Source organism: Sinomicrobium kalidii, assembly GCF_021183825.1.
Classification (GTDB): Bacteria; Bacteroidota; Bacteroidia; order Flavobacteriales; family Flavobacteriaceae; genus Sinomicrobium; species Sinomicrobium kalidii.
Genome location: NZ_CP089211.1, coordinates 1244929 through 1261665 on the forward strand (window position 1 = coordinate 1244929; position 16737 = coordinate 1261665).

The following is a 16737-nucleotide window of genomic DNA, read 5'->3' on the forward strand; positions in this document are numbered from 1 at the left end:
TCTTCAAGGGCGGCAAATCTAAGATAAAATATGATGAATTCAGGATTGTTTTTTTCAGTATCCGGAAAAAAGGGCCATACCCAAAGCTACAGACCAATCAGCATATCGGCTCATCCAAAACAGGAAGTACACACAAAAAGGGCGGATTTTTATTTCCAACGATCGGAAAATGCTTTCCGGGTCCCGCTCCGGCCCTTTGTTATTCCACACCGACAACCTTCTTTCCTTACAAGCTGGTCTCAACGACACTTCTTTTTACTATTTTCGTATTCACATAACAGGTAACCTTTCTAAAAATCAAAATTTCTGATCCGTATGTTCTCCCTCCTGTCAAAACACATCGACCGTTATGTAATTATATCTGATGCCGAAAAACAGCATTTTTTTGATGCGCTTGTTTTAAAAACCCTGAAAAGAAATCAGTTTCTCCTGGAGGAAGGCGAAGTCTGTCGTCATGAAAACTTTGTCACTTCCGGAGGGTTGCGGTTCTACGAAACGGATGAAACGGGAAATGACAACATCATTTACTTTGGATTTGAAGACTGGTGGCTCACTGATAAATACAGTTTCCTCACCGGCAAACCGTCCCGGTATAACATTCAGGCCCTGGAAAATACCGAAATCTTGTCCGTAGACAGGGAAAAACTGGAAAAATTATTTCTGCAAATCCCTTCCCTGGAACGGTATTTCCATATCGTACTGCAGGAAACCTTTGCTTTCTGGCAAAACCGTATCCTGTTGATGCAGAAAACCGCAGAAGAAAAATACAGGGAGTTTCACCATACCTACGGGCATATGGAACAACGTCTTTCGCAGCAACACATAGCTTCCTATCTGGGCATAACCCGCGAAACACTGAACCGTATACGCACCAGCTTCTACCGTAAAAAAACCTGACTTCCTTCCGGTTTCTCGTTTAGTGACAAATATCACATGAATATCCCACCCGGGCGGCCCATCTTTGTTGTACTAAAAAATCAGAGTTATGTACACAGAGATCATTCATCAGGTTTTTTATTCCGAAAAGTACTGGACACCCCTGATACTGAGGATTACGCTGGGAGGTGTCCTGTTTCCTCATGCGACACAAAAACTGTTTGGCTGGTTCAACGGTCCGGGACTGTCCGGCGAAATGGAATTTATGAAAGGGACCCTCGGTTTACCCGCATTTGTGGCCATTGCAGCAATAACCGTGGAATGCCTGGGAACTTTTATGATTTTAACCGGATTCGGGACACGTATTGCCGCCGTAGGGATCTTCGGCCTGTTTACCGGAATGATAAGTATCGTCCACTTTAAGAACGGGTACTTCATGAACTGGTTCGGCAAACTTCCCGCAGGCCGTGAAGGCTTTGAATTTCACCTCCTGGTATTGGGTATATGTATTGTTTTAGTATTGCTGGGCGGGGGCAAATGGGCTGTAGACAATATCCTGGCTAATTAAGCTCACCTTCCGAAAAGAGACCTGTATGCTGCATTTTTACAGGTTATATTTCACTTTGAACATTACAAACCGAGGCTGAACCAGGTAACGGGAACTGTTAAAATACAACTCATTAAAACCGTCCTGGTTCAGCGTACTGGTATTCAACACATTGGTTACCGCTATACCGTACTCCCACTTACTGTCCGTTTTCTGATAGGAAAGGTCGGCATTGAGGAATGCATATTCGTTTTCCACGGTCTCTTCCTTGTCCCTGTAGTGATTATAGATATAGTCTGCCGTGAACATAAAACCTTTCAGAAAAGCCGCATCTACACGTACAAAAGGTTTATCCGTATAATAAGTAGTGGTATTCCCGCCATTGTTATAATCGTTTATATTGAACTCATACCCCACTTCCACATTCGGCATATTCCTGAAACCGGTGGCAAAGCTCAACTGATAATCCTGTGTAAAGGAGGTTGATATCTGCCGGGCTTCATTGACTATATTGTTGAACCGGGAGTAGGACAGATCGGTTCGTACCGAAGCTTTGTACTTGTTAAACCTGCGTTCATACCTTCCCGATGCTGTAATGACATCATCTTCAAAATTGGAGTTTATCGTGGTATTTACCTGGTTAATCCCCTCAATACTGCCGCTGCTTTTCAGGGCGTCTATCCGCTTGTTATAAGACAGCCTTGCAAAAATGTTGGTGAAATTGAACATATTGAAATTAAAATAATCCAGCGAAATATTGTGATACAGGGCACTTTCCAGTTCCCTGTTGCCACTGTAAATTGCATTGTAATCGTTAAAAACATAACCTGCCGCCAGCGTATTGATGTCTGTGAACTCCCGTGTTATCCCGTAATTAAAGCGCAGGTTCTCCGATTTTTTGAACTGAAGGTTGACATATACATCCGGCAGTACCGAGAATTGATGATCGGTAACGGATATCCCCAGTTGCTTATTCCTGCTGTTGTAATTATGCACGGTAAATCCGGGGTTGAATGTAAATATACCCGATATCAGCTTGTAATGAAACCCCAGGAATACATCCGTAAAATCATAAGTGACATCATTGCGAAACTGTTCTTCTTCCAGTTTGAGTCTGGAATTGTCATTCAGTACCTGGAAAATTGCAGAGTTAAAATGCTGATGGCTATAGGATGTTCCCAGGGTAAAGTTGATATGACTTTTTTTCCCGATGATGTAATAATAATCGATCATGGCATCCGTCCTGCTGGTTTTTACCAGCCGATCCTGGTTGATGTTATACCGTTCCAGGCCATCGTCAAGGGGCAGTACATCCTGAAACGGTTGCATATCCCGTACCGCATTATAGAACGGGTCTTCATTCTGATACAAATGCCTGGCTTCAACCGCAAAAATATTCCTCGTGTTCAGGGTATAGTATAAATTGGCACTTTGCGTAAGGGAGATCGGCGCCTGATCTTTGTTCTCAACAATACTATCCGTTACATCCGATACCGAAACCCTGTCTACCGTTTCCTCCTGTCCGGACATTTTCAGCAAAATATCGTAATCCAGTTGTAAATTTGCACCGGGTTTGTGTACAAAGTTCAGTTTGGCCAGCCCCAACCTGCTTTTCTGATGGGTATTGGCAGTAGTGAATTCCGTTTCCCCGGACTCGATAAATGTACGGGAAGCATCGGTCTGCATTTCGGTTTTAGAATAGGAATAAATAACAAAACCGCCCAGGTCCCATGTATCGGTCGGGGAATAACTGAAATTGAACGCCCCGAACCTGGTATCGATTTCCCTGGCTTTGTTATTCTGCAAGAGGGACAACCCCAGATCGTTGGATGAAATATTGAAATTAGTCCCGCCCCTGCGGTTAAAAGTCCTGAACCCGCCGGTAAAATTGAAATAATCCTGCATGGTGAACGGCAATTCCCCGATATTGTTAAAATCCGTGATGAAATTCAGACTGTATTTCGGGCTGTAATAAAACAACTTCGGATGGGCCAGATAGCGTCCGTCAGGCCCTCCCCCGGCGGTGACCTCGCCAAACCAGAAATTTTTCTTTCCTTCCCTGAGCCTGATGTTCAGGGCGATGTTGTCATCATCATTGGTAAATCCCCTCATCTGGGAAACCTCGTTGAAATTACGGAGCACTTCCACCTTATCCACCGCATTGGCGGGAATGTTCTCTGAAGCCAGTTCGGAATCGCCTTCAAAAAAATCCCTGCCTTCCACTTTTACCTTGGACACTTTCTTTCCTTCCACCTCTATTTCCCCGTCCGCATTGATCACTACCCCGGGAAGGTTTTTTAACACATCTTCCAGTTTTTTCTCCGTTCCCTTATTGAACACATCGGCAGAATATATAATGGTATCTCCTTTAACGGTAACGGGCATTTCATAAACCACCTCCACTTCATCCAGTTGATCGGTTTGACCTTCCAGGGTAATATCCCTCGAAATATCATCTTGCGGGGTAATGGTGAACTCCTCTGTTTTTAATCCCAGGTAACTGACTTTAACAGCATAAGTCTTTTTGCTTCCCAACCGGAGTTTATAGGCTCCCCGGCTATCGGTAACCCCGAAAGCATCGATATTCCGGGTATCCGGGTTGACGGCAACCACATTGACCATTTCCAGGGGAGTTCCGGTGCTGTCCCTTACCACACCGCTAAGGGTAACAGATTGTGCATTACCGGAAAGAAAACCGACAATAAATACCCCAAAAAACAAACAATATTTCATATCCGGATGAATAAAAACAAGTGATAAATGTCAGACAAAAGAGGGTTACCCCCTCATCCTGATTACCCGGCTGCCTTCCCTTCTCCCCGGGCCGTCACGGTGCATTTTTTCTATTTCTTCCATTTTTTCCTTTATAATGACGTCAAATTCAGACTGACTCATCTCCTTTCCCCGTTTTGGCACCTCGATCTGATCTTCTCCCTCCGGATCCATCACTATTTTAGTACAGCGAATGGTGGTGCGGTCTGCATTGACTTCCAGGATAAGTCCGGGAAGCCCCCAATACACTCCCGGCCCCTGGTTAACAGGTATGTCCGGGGTATACCAGGCCGTAACAGTGATTTCTTCGGTCTTTTCTTCAAAGGGTTCGTTATTTGCGGGATCTCCTGTTTCTTTCCGTTCATTTCCCGGTGGCCTTCGCCCCATCCTGTTAAATTCAGCCCGTTTTACCTCTTTCACCATTGTTGCCTTATAGCAGGTATACCCCCCTATTTTCCTGGTTTCTTCGCCCGGTTTCCAGTCCGGAAGGACAAGCGAATCCCTGATCAGGAATATTTTTCCGAGCATTTCCACTTGGTTATAATACAATCTCCTTTTAACATCCCTGTAATAGATACCATCACTCCCCGAACTACCAAAAACAGCCATCCTGAAACCTCTTCCGCCAACCGGTTGTTCCAGCTGTTCTTCTTCTCTGTACAGGGATGCGATACGGTTAAAATCCAGGACAAAAGTTTTTTCAAGGTCTTGCTGCATCCTTTCCATAATCCGTTTTTTATCTGCTTCAGGGATATTTCTCCCTTCAACATCCACATTGAGATCGGTTTTGCTTTCATAAGTCGCTTTTCCATAAAAATCCTGGGCAATTACAGGACTTAACATTCCCATAAAGCATATTCCTGACAATACGATTATTTTTTTCATTACTATTATTTTTTGCTTATATCATCTGTTTTGATCTTTGAGTTCAGAAAAAGTTTTTACAAACACGCTTATTCACTTTATTTAAATAAATTTAACCTTCCCTTCCCCTTGCTAAAAATAAAATAGATAATTCCGGTACATCCCTATACCAAAAAGGCGGTTTTGCAGATCAACGCCCGATACGCGTTTGATAGACAAATCTGCGTGTTTGGTCTGAAAAGTGTAATGCGGAATAATGTATTCTGAAATGCATGCATCCTGACAGTTTCCGCTACCGGAAAATGTCATTATCGCATCACTTGGCATGTTCACCATCGTTATAAATGCCACTTTTTAACATTTCCGGTTCTCCTCCCTATGTCCTTAAAGACGAGATAAAACCGATGCTACCGTAACCGGAATATACAGGGAGGGGTCAAAAATATTTTACCCGAACAAGGATAACTTGTATATTTACGTTAGAAAAATATTTATCACTCAATTATATCACAGTACTATGCACATTGCCGTAGCCGGGAACATTGGTGCCGGAAAGACCACTTTGACCAGATTGTTAGCCAAACATTTCAGATGGGAAGCCCAGTTCGAGGATGTGGTGGACAATCCTTATCTCGATGACTTTTATACCCAGATGGAACGATGGAGTTTTAACCTCCAAATCTATTTCCTCAACAGCCGGTTCCGGCAGATCTTACAGATAAGGGAAAGCGGCAAGACCATTATCCAGGACAGGACCATATATGAGGATGCCTATATCTTTGCACCCAATTTGTATGCAATGGGACTCATGACCAACAGGGATTTCGAAAATTACAGTTCGTTATTCGAACTCATGGAAAACCTGGTACAGCCTCCCGACCTGCTTATTTATCTGAGGAGCTCCATCCCCAACCTGGTAAGTCAGATCCACAAAAGGGGGCGGGAATACGAAAATTCCATATCCATAGATTACCTGAGCCGCCTCAATGAACGCTACGAAGCATGGGCCGCCCAGTATAACAAAGGAAAATTTTTGATTATTGATGTAGATAAACTTAATTTTGTAGACAGTCCGGAAGATCTCGGTGACGTAATACAAAAAATAGACGCTGAACTTAACGGATTGTTTGAATAGTTGGTTATTAGGTTTTTATTTCTTTTTTCTTTACCATAGGTACCCGGATTTTTGGCAAAATACCAGTAACCGGCATGACAAATAACTCTCAATCTTATTTCTATGGAAGCGACAAAACACAAACGTCCGAAACACAAAGGTTCTCCCAAGCTTTTTAAAAACCCCGTACTGGAAAAGCTGACACATACCCATATTTCAATGCCGTTAATCATATTTACGGTTATCGCAGCAGTTCTCATTTATTACGGTATTGTGGAAAAAGGGTTTCTGGTACCGGAAATGATATTGCTCTTTATAGCCGGTCTCGTGTTTTTTACTTTTGTGGAATACATGATGCACCGTTATTTCTATCACATGCCCGCCACCACCGAAAAGCGGAAAAAAATAGCCTACACCATGCACGGGGTGCACCACGATTATCCGAAAGACAAATCCAGACTGGCCATGCCTCCCGTATTAAGCCTCATTATTGCCACTGTATTTTTTGTACTATACAGGGCGGTGATGGGCGATTATGCTTTTGGTTTTCTGGCAGGTTTTCTCATGGGATATAATGCCTACCTGGGTGTGCACTATTCGGTGCATGCCTTTAAAGTTCCCGGCAATTTTCTGAAAATACTGTGGTATCACCACTCCATACACCATTACCGGGAACCGGACAGGGCTTTCGGCGTGTCATCGCCCCTGTGGGACCATATTTTCGGCACCATGCCCAGAAACCCCGGTGAGAATCCGGAAGTGAAAAAATTATAGTTTTCTCCGGCCACAAATACACGGGTATTTCTATAGCTATAAAAAAACAAAACCTGCCGAAAGACAGGTTTTGTTTTTTACAACATTCGTATATTAATTACTGGTACACTTGCGATTGCTCTTCCTTTATCTCCTTTACTTTTTGCTTTATTTCTTCCGGGGTACCTTCCATTCGCACTTCTCTTTTCGTGGTTTTCCCGTCTGCGGTTCCGGAAATCGTAATGACCGCTTCTGTTTCTTCGCCCGTACCGGAAATCATTCTTACATCCACCTCTTTACGTATATCTTCCCGCAGGGAAACGGTTTCCACGGTATGTCCGCCCAAAATGGGTGCTATGACCAGGCCGACAAGACAGGTGAGTTTAATAAGGATGTTCATGGACGGTCCTGATGTATCTTTAAAGGGATCGCCAACAGTATCTCCCGTTACCGCAGCCTTATGTGCATCAGAACCTTTATAGGTCATTTCACCGTCTATCTCCACACCGGCCTCAAAGGATTTTTTGGCATTGTCCCACGCACCTCCGGCATTGTTCTGGAAAATGGCCCAAACCACACCAGAAACAGCAACACCGGCCATATAACTTCCCAGGGCTTCCGCGCCCATAACAAAACCTATAAGCACCGGGGACAGGATGGCTATTGTACCGGGTAATATCATTTCCCGTAATGCGGCCTTGGTAGAAATATCCACGCATCTCCCGTAATCGGGTTTTCCCGTACCTTCCATGATCCCCGGAATTTCCCTGAACTGCCGGCGGACTTCTTTCACCATCTCCATTGCAGCCTTACCGACACTCTGTATGGCCAGGGCCGAGAAAATCACAGGGACCATCCCTCCTATAAACAACGCGGCGAGAACATCGGCCTTAAAGATATTAATACCGTCTATCCCTGTAAAGGTCACATAAGCGGCAAAAAGAGCCAGGGCGGTCAGCGCGGCAGATGCTATGGCAAAACCCTTACCTACGGCAGCCGTGGTATTTCCAACGGAATCCAGTATATCGGTACGTCCGCGTACCTCTTCCGGAAGCTCGCTCATTTCAGCCACTCCGCCGGCATTATCTGCTATGGGACCAAATGCATCTATAGCCAGTTGCATCGCCGTAGTTGCCATCATCGCAGAAGCCGCAATGGCCACCCCGTAAAACCCGGCAAGGGCATAAGAGCCCCAGATAGCCCCGGCAAATAACAATACCGAAGAAAACGTGGATTTCATACCGGTGGCAAGCCCGGCGATGATATTGGTCGCAGCCCCGGTTGACGAATTTTTTACAATATTCAGTACGGGCTTTTTACCCAACCCGGTATAATATTCCGTAAAATAAGAGATGAGTCCGCCAACCGCTAATCCTATTATAGTGGCAAAGAATACATTCATATTGGCTATTTCTTTATAGCCTTCACCAAAAAATTTCATGTGTATGGTCTCGGGGAGCATCCATCGTATTAAAAAATAACAGGCTATCACAGTGAGTCCGATAGCCAGCCAGTTTCCCGTGTTCAGGGCTTTTTGTACTTGGGCTTCCCGGGCATCGTTGCTGCCTATTCGCACGAAAAATGTCCCGATAATGGATGCAATGATCCCTACCCCTGCAATAACAATAGGCAGGAGAATAGGGCCCATTCCTCCGAAAGCATCCGTAAAACCGCCATTGACCTCGGTCATTTCCCGGACGATATAGTTCCCCAATACCATAGAAGCCAATACCGTAGCTACATACGAACCGAAAAGATCGGCACCCATACCTGCCACATCCCCCACATTATCCCCGACATTATCCGCTATGGTAGCAGGGTTCCGGGGGTCGTCTTCCGGGATCCCCGCTTCCACCTTACCTACAAGATCTGCCCCCACATCCGCGGCTTTGGTATAAATCCCGCCGCCCACACGGGCAAAAAGGGCTATGGATTCGGCACCAAGTGAAAATCCGGCCAGTGCTTCCAGGACTACGGTCATTTCATCATAAAAGCTACCTTCCCCAACGAGGAACATCTTGGTAAACACCAGGAAAAAAAGACTGAGCCCGAGCACAGCCAGTCCTGCCACACCAAGCCCCATAACCGTACCTCCCGAAAAGGAGACCTTCAGGGCTTTCGGCAAACTTGTCCTGGCGGCCTGTGTGGTCCTTACATTGCTCTCCGTGGCAATGCGCATACCGATATTCCCCGCCAGGGCAGAAAAAAATGCGCCAAAAACAAAAGCTATGATAATAAGCCAGTGTGTAGTAGGCACAAAAAAGGCTATCACCCCCAGGGCAATAGCCGCAATAATTACAAAAATAAACAGAAGGCGGTATTCGGCCTGTAAAAATGCCAGGGCACCTTCCTTAATGTTTTTGGAAATGAACTGCATTCTTTCATTTCCGGCCTCCTGCTTCTTTACCCACATTGCTTTTGCAAGCATAAAAGCAAGACCGAGTATTGCCATGATAATCGGCAAAAAGATCGTATTGGATTCCATATTTTTAAAGGTTTTTACAAATAAATTGCCATAAATGTAATAAAAATGAACGGTTATGTATGAAATGTATATTAAAGAATTATCAAGGATAATAACAACATCCTAAAGATAAAGGAGGAAAAACAGAAATATATTGCGACAGATCAATTTTTAAAACGATCTGCACAACGTCTTCCCGCATGTGTATCACTGCATCACCGCCTGAAGCATCCAAAATTTTACTATATTTATTTATACTGAATTTAAATAAAATATTAACTTCGCCGCCTGAAAGTCAAATTAACCTCCTCAATATGAAATTGTATATTACCTTATTTCTTGTCTTCGGGACATTCCTTGTACGGGGACAACAATCTTCCACTATTACGGGAAGCGTAACGAACGGTGAAAATGAACCGGCAGCTTTTTCAAACATTTATATTAACGAGCTCAACAGGGGAGCCTCCGCTAATGAAGAAGGTTATTTCGAGTTGAGAAACATTCCCCCCGGAAAATACACGCTTGTTGTGTCAGAACTCGGCTATACCACCCAAAAACATACGGTTACCGTACGGGAGGGACATAGCCTGAACCTTGACTTTCAGCTTGAAGAAAGTGTTACCGCCCTGCAAACCGTAGAAGTTATTGGTCGTAAGGAAAAAAGCTATAAGAACACCACTTCATTTATAGGCGCCAAAGCGGAAATAGCACTGAAAGACCTCCCCCAGGCGGTCTCCTATGCCACCAAAGAACTCATTGCCGATCAGGGTGTGATGCGCGTAGGCGATATCGTAAAGAATTTCAGCGGTGTAAATCAGAATACCTTTTATGACGATATCATTATACGGGGATACCGCATAAACGGCAGCAGCAATACTCAATTACTCAATGGCATGCGTACTTCCACAGGGTTCTGGAAACAACCCCTGGCCAATTACCTGGAACGGGTGGAAGTCTTAAAAGGGCCGGCTTCGGCACTGTTCGGGAATGCCTCCCCGGGCGGGGTCATCAACCGGGTGACCAAAAAGCCGCTGGATGAAGAAAGACATTCCATAAGTTTTTCTACCGGGAGTTTTAACACCCTGAGAGCACTGGCCGATTTTACCGGGCCGTTGACAAAAGACAAATCGCTGTTGTACCGCATTAATATAGGATATGAGGATGCCAACAACTTCCGCGACCTGCAATTCGACAAAAACCTGGTCATTGCCCCTTCGGTTTCCTTTTTACCGACCGACAAGACCCGGGTGAACTTCGACCTCATATACAACACCTCCAAAAGCCGTCTGGACCGCGGACAGTCGGTTTTTAAGGACGACTTATACTCCACTCCCGTCTCCATGGCTTTAAGTGCCGCCAATGATTACCTCAATGAAGAAACTTATATCATCACCATGGCACTGAACCATAAGTTCACAGACTTCCTTTCGTTCTCCGCATCTTATATCCGTACCGGGTATAGCGAAGATTTACTGGAACACCGCGGTGCCAACCGCTACGCCGTAGATGAAAACGGTGAAGATATTCCGGACAAAATAGCCATGCAGGTATTTCAACGAAAACGAAAACGGTTTATAGACAATCTTTCCACCTTTTTCAATGCCAAATTCCGAACAGGGATATTGGAACACAGCCTTGTAACCGGTTATGACTATGCTCAGGAAGAACTGCCCCGGGGTGGTTCCCAGTTGCAGGCCAACGGATACCGGAACGCAACCAATGACAGTATCTTTACTACCTACGATCCGGCTAATAAACATTTATATTTGTTAGACCCGGAAACAGGTAACCCGGTGCCCAATGTACCTCACTTTGATTTGACCAATCCGGTAAACTCACAGCAGATAAAAGACATAAGCAAATATATCTACACCGAACGGGAGTTCGGTCCCAATTTTTACAATTCCCACGGGGTTTACGTACAGGACCAGATTTCCTGGGACAAATTAAAAGTGCTCCTCGGACTGCGCTATGAATATTACACCGACAAACTCAACTATACCCGGGAAAACGAAGAAAGTGTACACCAGGAAGCTTTACTGCCGAGAGTGGGGGTTACCTATTCCATAACAGACAATATCAATCTTTACGGGACCTACGTACAGGGATTCGAACCCCAGAACGCATCGAATATGGACCCCAATCTGGGCGGGCCTTTTGACCCGCTGGAGAGCAACATGGTGGAATTCGGCGGTAAATCGACCTGGTTTAACGGAAAGATGGACGCCACCCTGGCCGTTTACCGGATAGAACAGAAAAATACACTCTATGCACAAGCCGGCACCGATGTACTGGCCCAGGTGGGAAAAGACCGCTCCAGGGGAATAGAACTGGACCTCAACGGACGCATATTCCCCAACTGGAGTATCAGTGCCTCCTATTCCTTTATCGAAGCGGAAATTATCGAGGACGCCGACGGCAACCGTACGGGAATTCAAAAACCCAACACTCCCAAACACCAGGGGAACCTGTGGACAAGGTATAATATTACCCACGGGCCGCTGAAAGACCTCGGAATAGGCTTCGGTTCCAATTTTGTTACCGAAAGGGTATTGCAACAAAACAGCGCACAGACCATTCCGGGATATACAATACTCAACGGTGCCCTTTACTATACGGTAAACAAGTTTACCCTGCAACTGAACATCAACAATATCGCAGACAAGACCCATTGGGTAGGAGGATATGACTATATCCGCCTTTTCCCGGGAACACCGAGAAACTGGCTCTTAACCGTAGGCTATTCGTTTTAACGACCCGGAAAGGGCTAAAGTATATTATTTATATACGTGAAAAAATTCAAGAAGATCACCAGGAAACTGCATCTATGGCTGGGGCTTGCCTCCGGCCTGGTGGTTTTTGTTGTAGCACTGTCGGGGAGTATCCTGGTCTTTGAAAAGGAACTGGACCGTTTTTTCCGGCCGGGTTTCCATCTGGTGCCGGAAGTGTCTTCGGAAAAAGTCCCGGTGGACATTCTGATCGGAAAAGCCGAAGAAAAACATCCCGGCACTTCGCTCCATGACCTGTTCGTATTTGATGCCCCGGAAAGAAGCGTCCGTATCCGTCTTGCCGACGAGCACGGGGAATGGACTGTGGTCTCGGCCGACCCATATTCCGGAAAGATATTAAAAGACGCTCCATACAAAAAGCGCTTTTTTACCATCGTTATGGAGTTACACCGCTTTCTGCTAATGGGAGAAACCGGCAAAACCATTACCGGCATATCCTGCATCATCTTCGTGGTACTGCTCAGCAGCGGCCTTATTCTCTGGTGGCCCTTAAAACGAAAGCATTTTAAACAGCGGCTGAACGTAAAATGGGATGCTTCCTTTAAACGGACGAACTGGGATTTTCATTCCGTTTTCGGGTTCTATAGCTCCCTGATCCTACTCCTGATCGCCCTCACCGGGCTGGTATGGTCGTTTGACTGGTATGAGAACATCATGTATTTCCTTGCGGACGGGAAGCCCAAACCGGTTCACCTGGTAAAAAATGTTTCCGAAGAGGGTCCGGACAACCAGGATTACTTTTACGAATCCATGCTCCGGGAAACAGACAGTCTTTTCCGTTACCGCGGGGACATCCGGCTTATCGTACCTCCGCAAAAAGACCGGAGCATACTCGTCCTGAAAGAAAATCCCGAAGCGGACATCCCTAATGTACGGGATATGGTTTATTTTGACAGGTATTCGGGAAAACGATTGCAAACCACCCTGTACAAGGACCTTTCAACAGGCGATAAAATACGCCGTTTGGTATATCCCATACACATAGGCAGCATTTACGGTTATCCCACCCGAATACTGGCATTTGTCGTATGCCTTTTTGCCTCCACCTCTCCCATAACAGGTTTTCTGATATGGCGGGGAAGAAAGAAGAAAAAGGATATGGAAAAGAGACCGGCGAATAAAGAAATTTTATAAGTCAACTACCTCGGGGCAAGCCCACGGGGTATAAATCGGAAAACCCGAAAAAAAGCATTTCGACGCAAGCGTCTGAGCATTTTAAATCTCGCTTAGTGAGTAAAAACCCAAAAGGGCAGTGAATTTTCACCGCCCTTTTGGGTTGTATTTTTACAATAATCCGTTAATCAGATCATTTACGCAATGCTGAACAACCCGGCTTCCCTGTTCTGAAGCGATTCGAACCTTTCCAGGCAGGCATCGATGATTTCATAGGCTTCCTCTACATCTCCCCAACCACCGACATCAACTTTTTTCTGCTCGAGGTCCTTGTACACCTGGAAAAAGTGTTCGATTTCCTTTTTCTGGTGCGGGTTCATATCGTCAAGATTGCTGAGTTTGTTCCATATCGGGTCGGATACGGGTACACACACAATTTTTTCGTCGGGTCCCTTTTCATCTGCCATATGGAATACACCGATGGGCTTTACTTCCATAACACAACCGGGGAAAGTAGACTCGGTAACCAACACCAGTACATCCAACGGATCCCCGTCCAGTGCCAGGGTTTCCGGTATAAAACCATAATCTGCGGGATAGTGCATGGAAGAAAATATCATCCGGTCATAACGGACTTTCTTCAGTTTAAAATCGTATTCATATTTGTTCCTGCTCCCCTTGGGGATCTCTATCAAAACGTCAAAAGACTTTAATTTCGCTGCGCTCATATGTTACAATGTGTTAAGAGGGTCCAAAAATACACAAGATGGCTGTAAAACACAATTTATTTTTCGGTTAACGTAAGTTTTCTCTGTATTCTTTCTTTCACACCTCAAATAACCGGTCTGAAAAACTAAAAGTGAAACCCGAACGTCCCGGTAACGCTAAATGGCCGTGCGTCGGGAAGATCCAGATAGTTGCCCCGGAAGTTAAAATCAATACGGAATACCCGGAAAATATTTCCTATCCCAAAAGAATATTCCCAATAGACTTTCTCCGAAGGCGCCCTGAGGACAAGATTCGTAGGCTGATTGAGTGCTATGTTCTCTTCCGAAAGTTCGCCCCAGACTCCCCTTATGCCGACAATTTCACGAAGATTCAATTTCCGTATCAGGGGAAGCCTTGAAAACAGCCTTCCGTTAAAGTTGTGTTCCAGGTGGAGCGACACATAAGTATCGGTCACGAACTCGTAGAAATCGAGGTTGGGAAAAGTATTAAAAATGGAAAAATAAGTCTGGTTTCCGGGGACGACACTCAACAACCCGAGCGGAACCTCCCCGAAGGTCTTACCGGCTTCTAAAGTGGTATAAAGCCGCCCCAGTCCGCCTACACTCCAGGGCTTCCTGAAATAGAACTGTACTTTTTCATAATCAAAATCACTTTCGAGAAAACCGTCCACCCCTTTGGCGTAGTTGACAAACAGCCGGGCATATTCGTCATTAACATCCCTTCGTTCCACACCGTGGCCTACTGTTCTTCGCCCCGGAGTGAATTCCAGGGAAGTGGTCAATTCCATTTGTTTTACCTGTGAAGCTATTCCGGTCGGGGAACCGGGATCTACATAATCCAGACTAAAGACATCCGGCAACGCGGAACGCAATGTACGGAAGGACCCCCCGACCTTAAACCGAAGGTTTTTAACAGGTTCCACCTCAACATTGGCCGTGGTCAGGTTAATATTGGTGAGTTTGTCATTGGCCCCTACCGTAAATACGGAAGACGAGGCATAGCTTCTGCCCAGTACGTCGTTGTTCGGTGTAAGGCTTACGCCTATCTGCTCAACATCCCGGCGATTCCCTGCAGATATGACAAGCCTGTTCTTCCGGTTGAGCAGCCATTTGGCCGATATGCCGTACTTGAATTTCTTGTCCCTGAAACCATAGGCACCGAAGCCTTCTATTCGCCACATGTCATTCGGGCCGAAATAGGTCCTTCCTCCGCCGCGGATACGTACACCTTCGGCATCGTTATAACCGAATGTGGAAAAAATAGGGCCATAGTCCATATTCCACTTGTCGATCTCTACATATCCCGAAGCCAGTATTTCCCCTATACCGTAGAGCCGTTTGAACTTGGGCACGGTCTTCAGTGTATCGAGCATATTGTATATCCCCGATTCGTCCTTGTTCAGGGCTTCAAGCCTGTTCGTTGTCCAGAACGCGTCATCCCGCTCATAAACCCGGGCATCGAAACGGTCTACTTCTTCATTGTAGAACGATTTCGGTTTTTCCTCATCAAACACGTAATTGTCATATATGGTGGTCCGTTTCCCGTAAATACCCCGTGATTCCTCTTTTTTTCTCAGGCTGAAATCACTCATCATATAATCCCTGGTCAGCAAAAAGACCGAATCGTTGAGCACATCGAATTCCTGCTCTATATAAATTTCCTTTACCCAGTTTATATTGGCGCTTTTGGTAACCTGCAGGTTGATTTTCTTAACGGCATAAGTAGTATCGCTCACCCAGAAATCGCCCTTGAAGGTAAGTTCGTTTTTACGCCGGGGATAATAGATAATATTGTAGCACCATTTATTGTCTACATAAGTGCTGTCTGTTAGCACATAGTTATACGTATCGATCCCGACCCGCGATATCGGGCTCACAAAACTCTTGTCAAAAAACTTGATATAGCTTTTGTATATGTCATAATCGGTATACAGGTCCTGCACAAAGGAGATAATATTCTGGTTGGTACTGAAGCCGGAATTTTTATTCCCTATGAGTTTCTGTTTTTCCTTGTCCAGTATATTATCACCGTAAACCTCGTAAAAGGCCTCGTTGATAAAAATGGGGAGATAGGTCTTTCCGGTGATCCGCGAAGTGTCCATCTGATCGAAAATAAACTCCATCCCCTTAAAGAGTTTGCTTTCCATAAGGCTGCTGTCTATGGTATTCAGATCAAACTCTACCTTTTCATATTTATCATACCGGTACTGGTCAAAACCATGAACGCCGTTTTTCCTTTTCCTTTCGAGAACTTTTCGCAACAGGTCTATTGCCGGATTGTTCTTCTTGGGTTGCTTCCCCGTATAAACCACCACTTCCCTGAGCTGCTCGCCTTCCTCCAGCACCACTTCCATATTATAGGTCACTTTCGTTTCCAGCTCTATTTCACGGGTGGCATAGCCTACAAACGAAATGATCAGGGTGGCAAAGTTCTTTTCAGATTCCAGGTAAAACCTTCCGTCGTCATTAGTTATCGTCCCTACCGAAGAATCCTTAAACAGTACATTGGCAAAAGGGACCGGGGCCCCTGATTCATCCACCACAATACCACTGACCTTGGTCTGGGCATTTGTTATCATGGCAAACAATAGGAATATACCTGCTAAAAGTTTCTTCATAGTAAAATTTAAGTCCTAAAACACACAAGAGACATATACCCTATCCGAACGCTTTTCTGCACAACCTGATTTTCCCGAACGAACCGGCAATGCCTTTAA

The 16737-nt window shown here is 45.2% G+C and carries 11 protein-coding genes; 6 read left to right on the forward strand and 5 right to left on the reverse strand.

All coding sequences use genetic code 11. The annotated features are described in order from the left end of the window. Positions 1–315 precede the first annotated feature (315 nt). Both LS482_RS04985 and LS482_RS04990 read left to right on the forward strand, forming a co-directional pair. Entirely contained in the window at positions 316–897 is a 582-nt protein-coding gene (locus tag LS482_RS04985; RefSeq protein WP_233030649.1) for a Crp/Fnr family transcriptional regulator, read from the forward strand. Positions 898–985: 88 nt separating this feature from the next. Further along, positions 986–1444, forward strand: a complete 459-nt coding sequence (locus tag LS482_RS04990; RefSeq protein WP_233030650.1) for a DoxX family protein — start codon at positions 986–988, stop codon at positions 1442–1444. Between the two features lie 36 nt (positions 1445–1480). Here the strand turns inward: LS482_RS04990 and LS482_RS04995 are convergent, their stop codons facing one another. Both LS482_RS04995 and LS482_RS05000 read right to left on the reverse strand, forming a co-directional pair. Continuing rightward, complete coding sequence (locus LS482_RS04995) at positions 1481–4156, reverse strand: TonB-dependent receptor (protein WP_233030651.1); 2676 nt, start codon at positions 4154–4156, stop codon at positions 1481–1483. Between the two features lie 45 nt (positions 4157–4201). Then, positions 4202–5080 (reverse strand): GLPGLI family protein, encoded by an 879-nt coding sequence (locus tag LS482_RS05000; RefSeq protein WP_233030652.1) that lies wholly within the window; start codon positions 5078–5080, stop codon positions 4202–4204. 496 nt (positions 5081–5576) lie between these two features. Here LS482_RS05000 and LS482_RS05005 point away from each other — a divergent pair, with 496 nt between their 5' ends. Both LS482_RS05005 and LS482_RS05010 read left to right on the forward strand, forming a co-directional pair. Next, complete coding sequence (locus LS482_RS05005; RefSeq protein ID WP_233030653.1) at positions 5577–6194, forward strand: deoxynucleoside kinase; 618 nt, start codon at positions 5577–5579, stop codon at positions 6192–6194. A 102-nt stretch (positions 6195–6296) separates the two neighbouring features. Beyond that, on the forward strand, positions 6297–6947 hold the full coding sequence (locus LS482_RS05010) for a sterol desaturase family protein (RefSeq protein ID WP_233030654.1): 651 nt from the start codon (positions 6297–6299) through the stop codon (positions 6945–6947). Between the two features lie 97 nt (positions 6948–7044). Here LS482_RS05010 and LS482_RS05015 read toward each other — a convergent pair whose 3' ends face one another. Beyond that, the gene (locus tag LS482_RS05015; protein ID WP_233030655.1) at positions 7045–9411 is read right to left on the reverse strand and encodes a sodium-translocating pyrophosphatase; all 2367 of its coding nucleotides are present in this window, start codon (positions 9409–9411) and stop codon (positions 7045–7047) included. A 293-nt stretch (positions 9412–9704) separates the two neighbouring features. On the opposite strand from LS482_RS05015, the gene LS482_RS05020 reads away from it, so the two are divergent. Both LS482_RS05020 and LS482_RS05025 read left to right on the forward strand, forming a co-directional pair. Continuing rightward, on the forward strand, positions 9705–12143 hold the full coding sequence (locus tag LS482_RS05020; protein WP_233030656.1) for a TonB-dependent receptor: 2439 nt from the start codon (positions 9705–9707) through the stop codon (positions 12141–12143). A gap of 36 nt (positions 12144–12179) precedes the next feature. Continuing rightward, positions 12180–13313 carry a PepSY-associated TM helix domain-containing protein gene (locus LS482_RS05025; RefSeq protein WP_233030657.1) on the forward strand — a complete coding sequence of 378 codons (1134 nt, stop codon included), beginning with the start codon at positions 12180–12182 and terminating at the stop codon, positions 13311–13313. A 176-nt stretch (positions 13314–13489) separates the two neighbouring features. Here the strand turns inward: LS482_RS05025 and LS482_RS05030 are convergent, their stop codons facing one another. After that, a complete protein-coding gene (locus LS482_RS05030; RefSeq protein ID WP_233030658.1) occupies positions 13490–14020 on the reverse strand; it encodes an inorganic diphosphatase in 531 nt (176 codons plus the stop codon). Between the two features lie 125 nt (positions 14021–14145). Then, the gene (locus LS482_RS05035) at positions 14146–16638 is read right to left on the reverse strand and encodes a DUF5686 family protein (protein ID WP_233030659.1); all 2493 of its coding nucleotides are present in this window, start codon (positions 16636–16638) and stop codon (positions 14146–14148) included. Between the last annotated feature and the right edge of the window lie 99 nt (positions 16639–16737).

What these genes read in the sequence shown, in the direction of transcription:
- LS482_RS05005 (WP_233030653.1), top strand. Translation starts at nt 5,577, where the DNA reads ATGCACATTGCCGTAGCCGGGAACATTGGTGCCGGAAAGACCACTTTG.
- LS482_RS05010 (WP_233030654.1), top strand. Translation starts at nt 6,297, where the DNA reads ATGGAAGCGACAAAACACAAACGTCCGAAACACAAAGGTTCTCCCAAG.
- LS482_RS04990 (WP_233030650.1), top strand. Translation starts at nt 986, where the DNA reads ATGTACACAGAGATCATTCATCAGGTTTTTTATTCCGAAAAGTACTGG.
- LS482_RS05020 (WP_233030656.1), top strand. Translation starts at nt 9,705, where the DNA reads ATGAAATTGTATATTACCTTATTTCTTGTCTTCGGGACATTCCTTGTA.
- LS482_RS05015 (WP_233030655.1), bottom strand. Translation starts at nt 9,411, where the DNA reads ATGGAATCCAATACGATCTTTTTGCCGATTATCATGGCAATACTCGGT.
- LS482_RS05030 (WP_233030658.1), bottom strand. Translation starts at nt 14,020, where the DNA reads ATGAGCGCAGCGAAATTAAAGTCTTTTGACGTTTTGATAGAGATCCCC.
- LS482_RS04995 (WP_233030651.1), bottom strand. Translation starts at nt 4,156, where the DNA reads ATGAAATATTGTTTGTTTTTTGGGGTATTTATTGTCGGTTTTCTTTCC.
- LS482_RS05000 (WP_233030652.1), bottom strand. Translation starts at nt 5,080, where the DNA reads ATGAAAAAAATAATCGTATTGTCAGGAATATGCTTTATGGGAATGTTA.
- LS482_RS04985 (WP_233030649.1), top strand. Translation starts at nt 316, where the DNA reads ATGTTCTCCCTCCTGTCAAAACACATCGACCGTTATGTAATTATATCT.
- LS482_RS05035 (WP_233030659.1), bottom strand. Translation starts at nt 16,638, where the DNA reads ATGAAGAAACTTTTAGCAGGTATATTCCTATTGTTTGCCATGATAACA.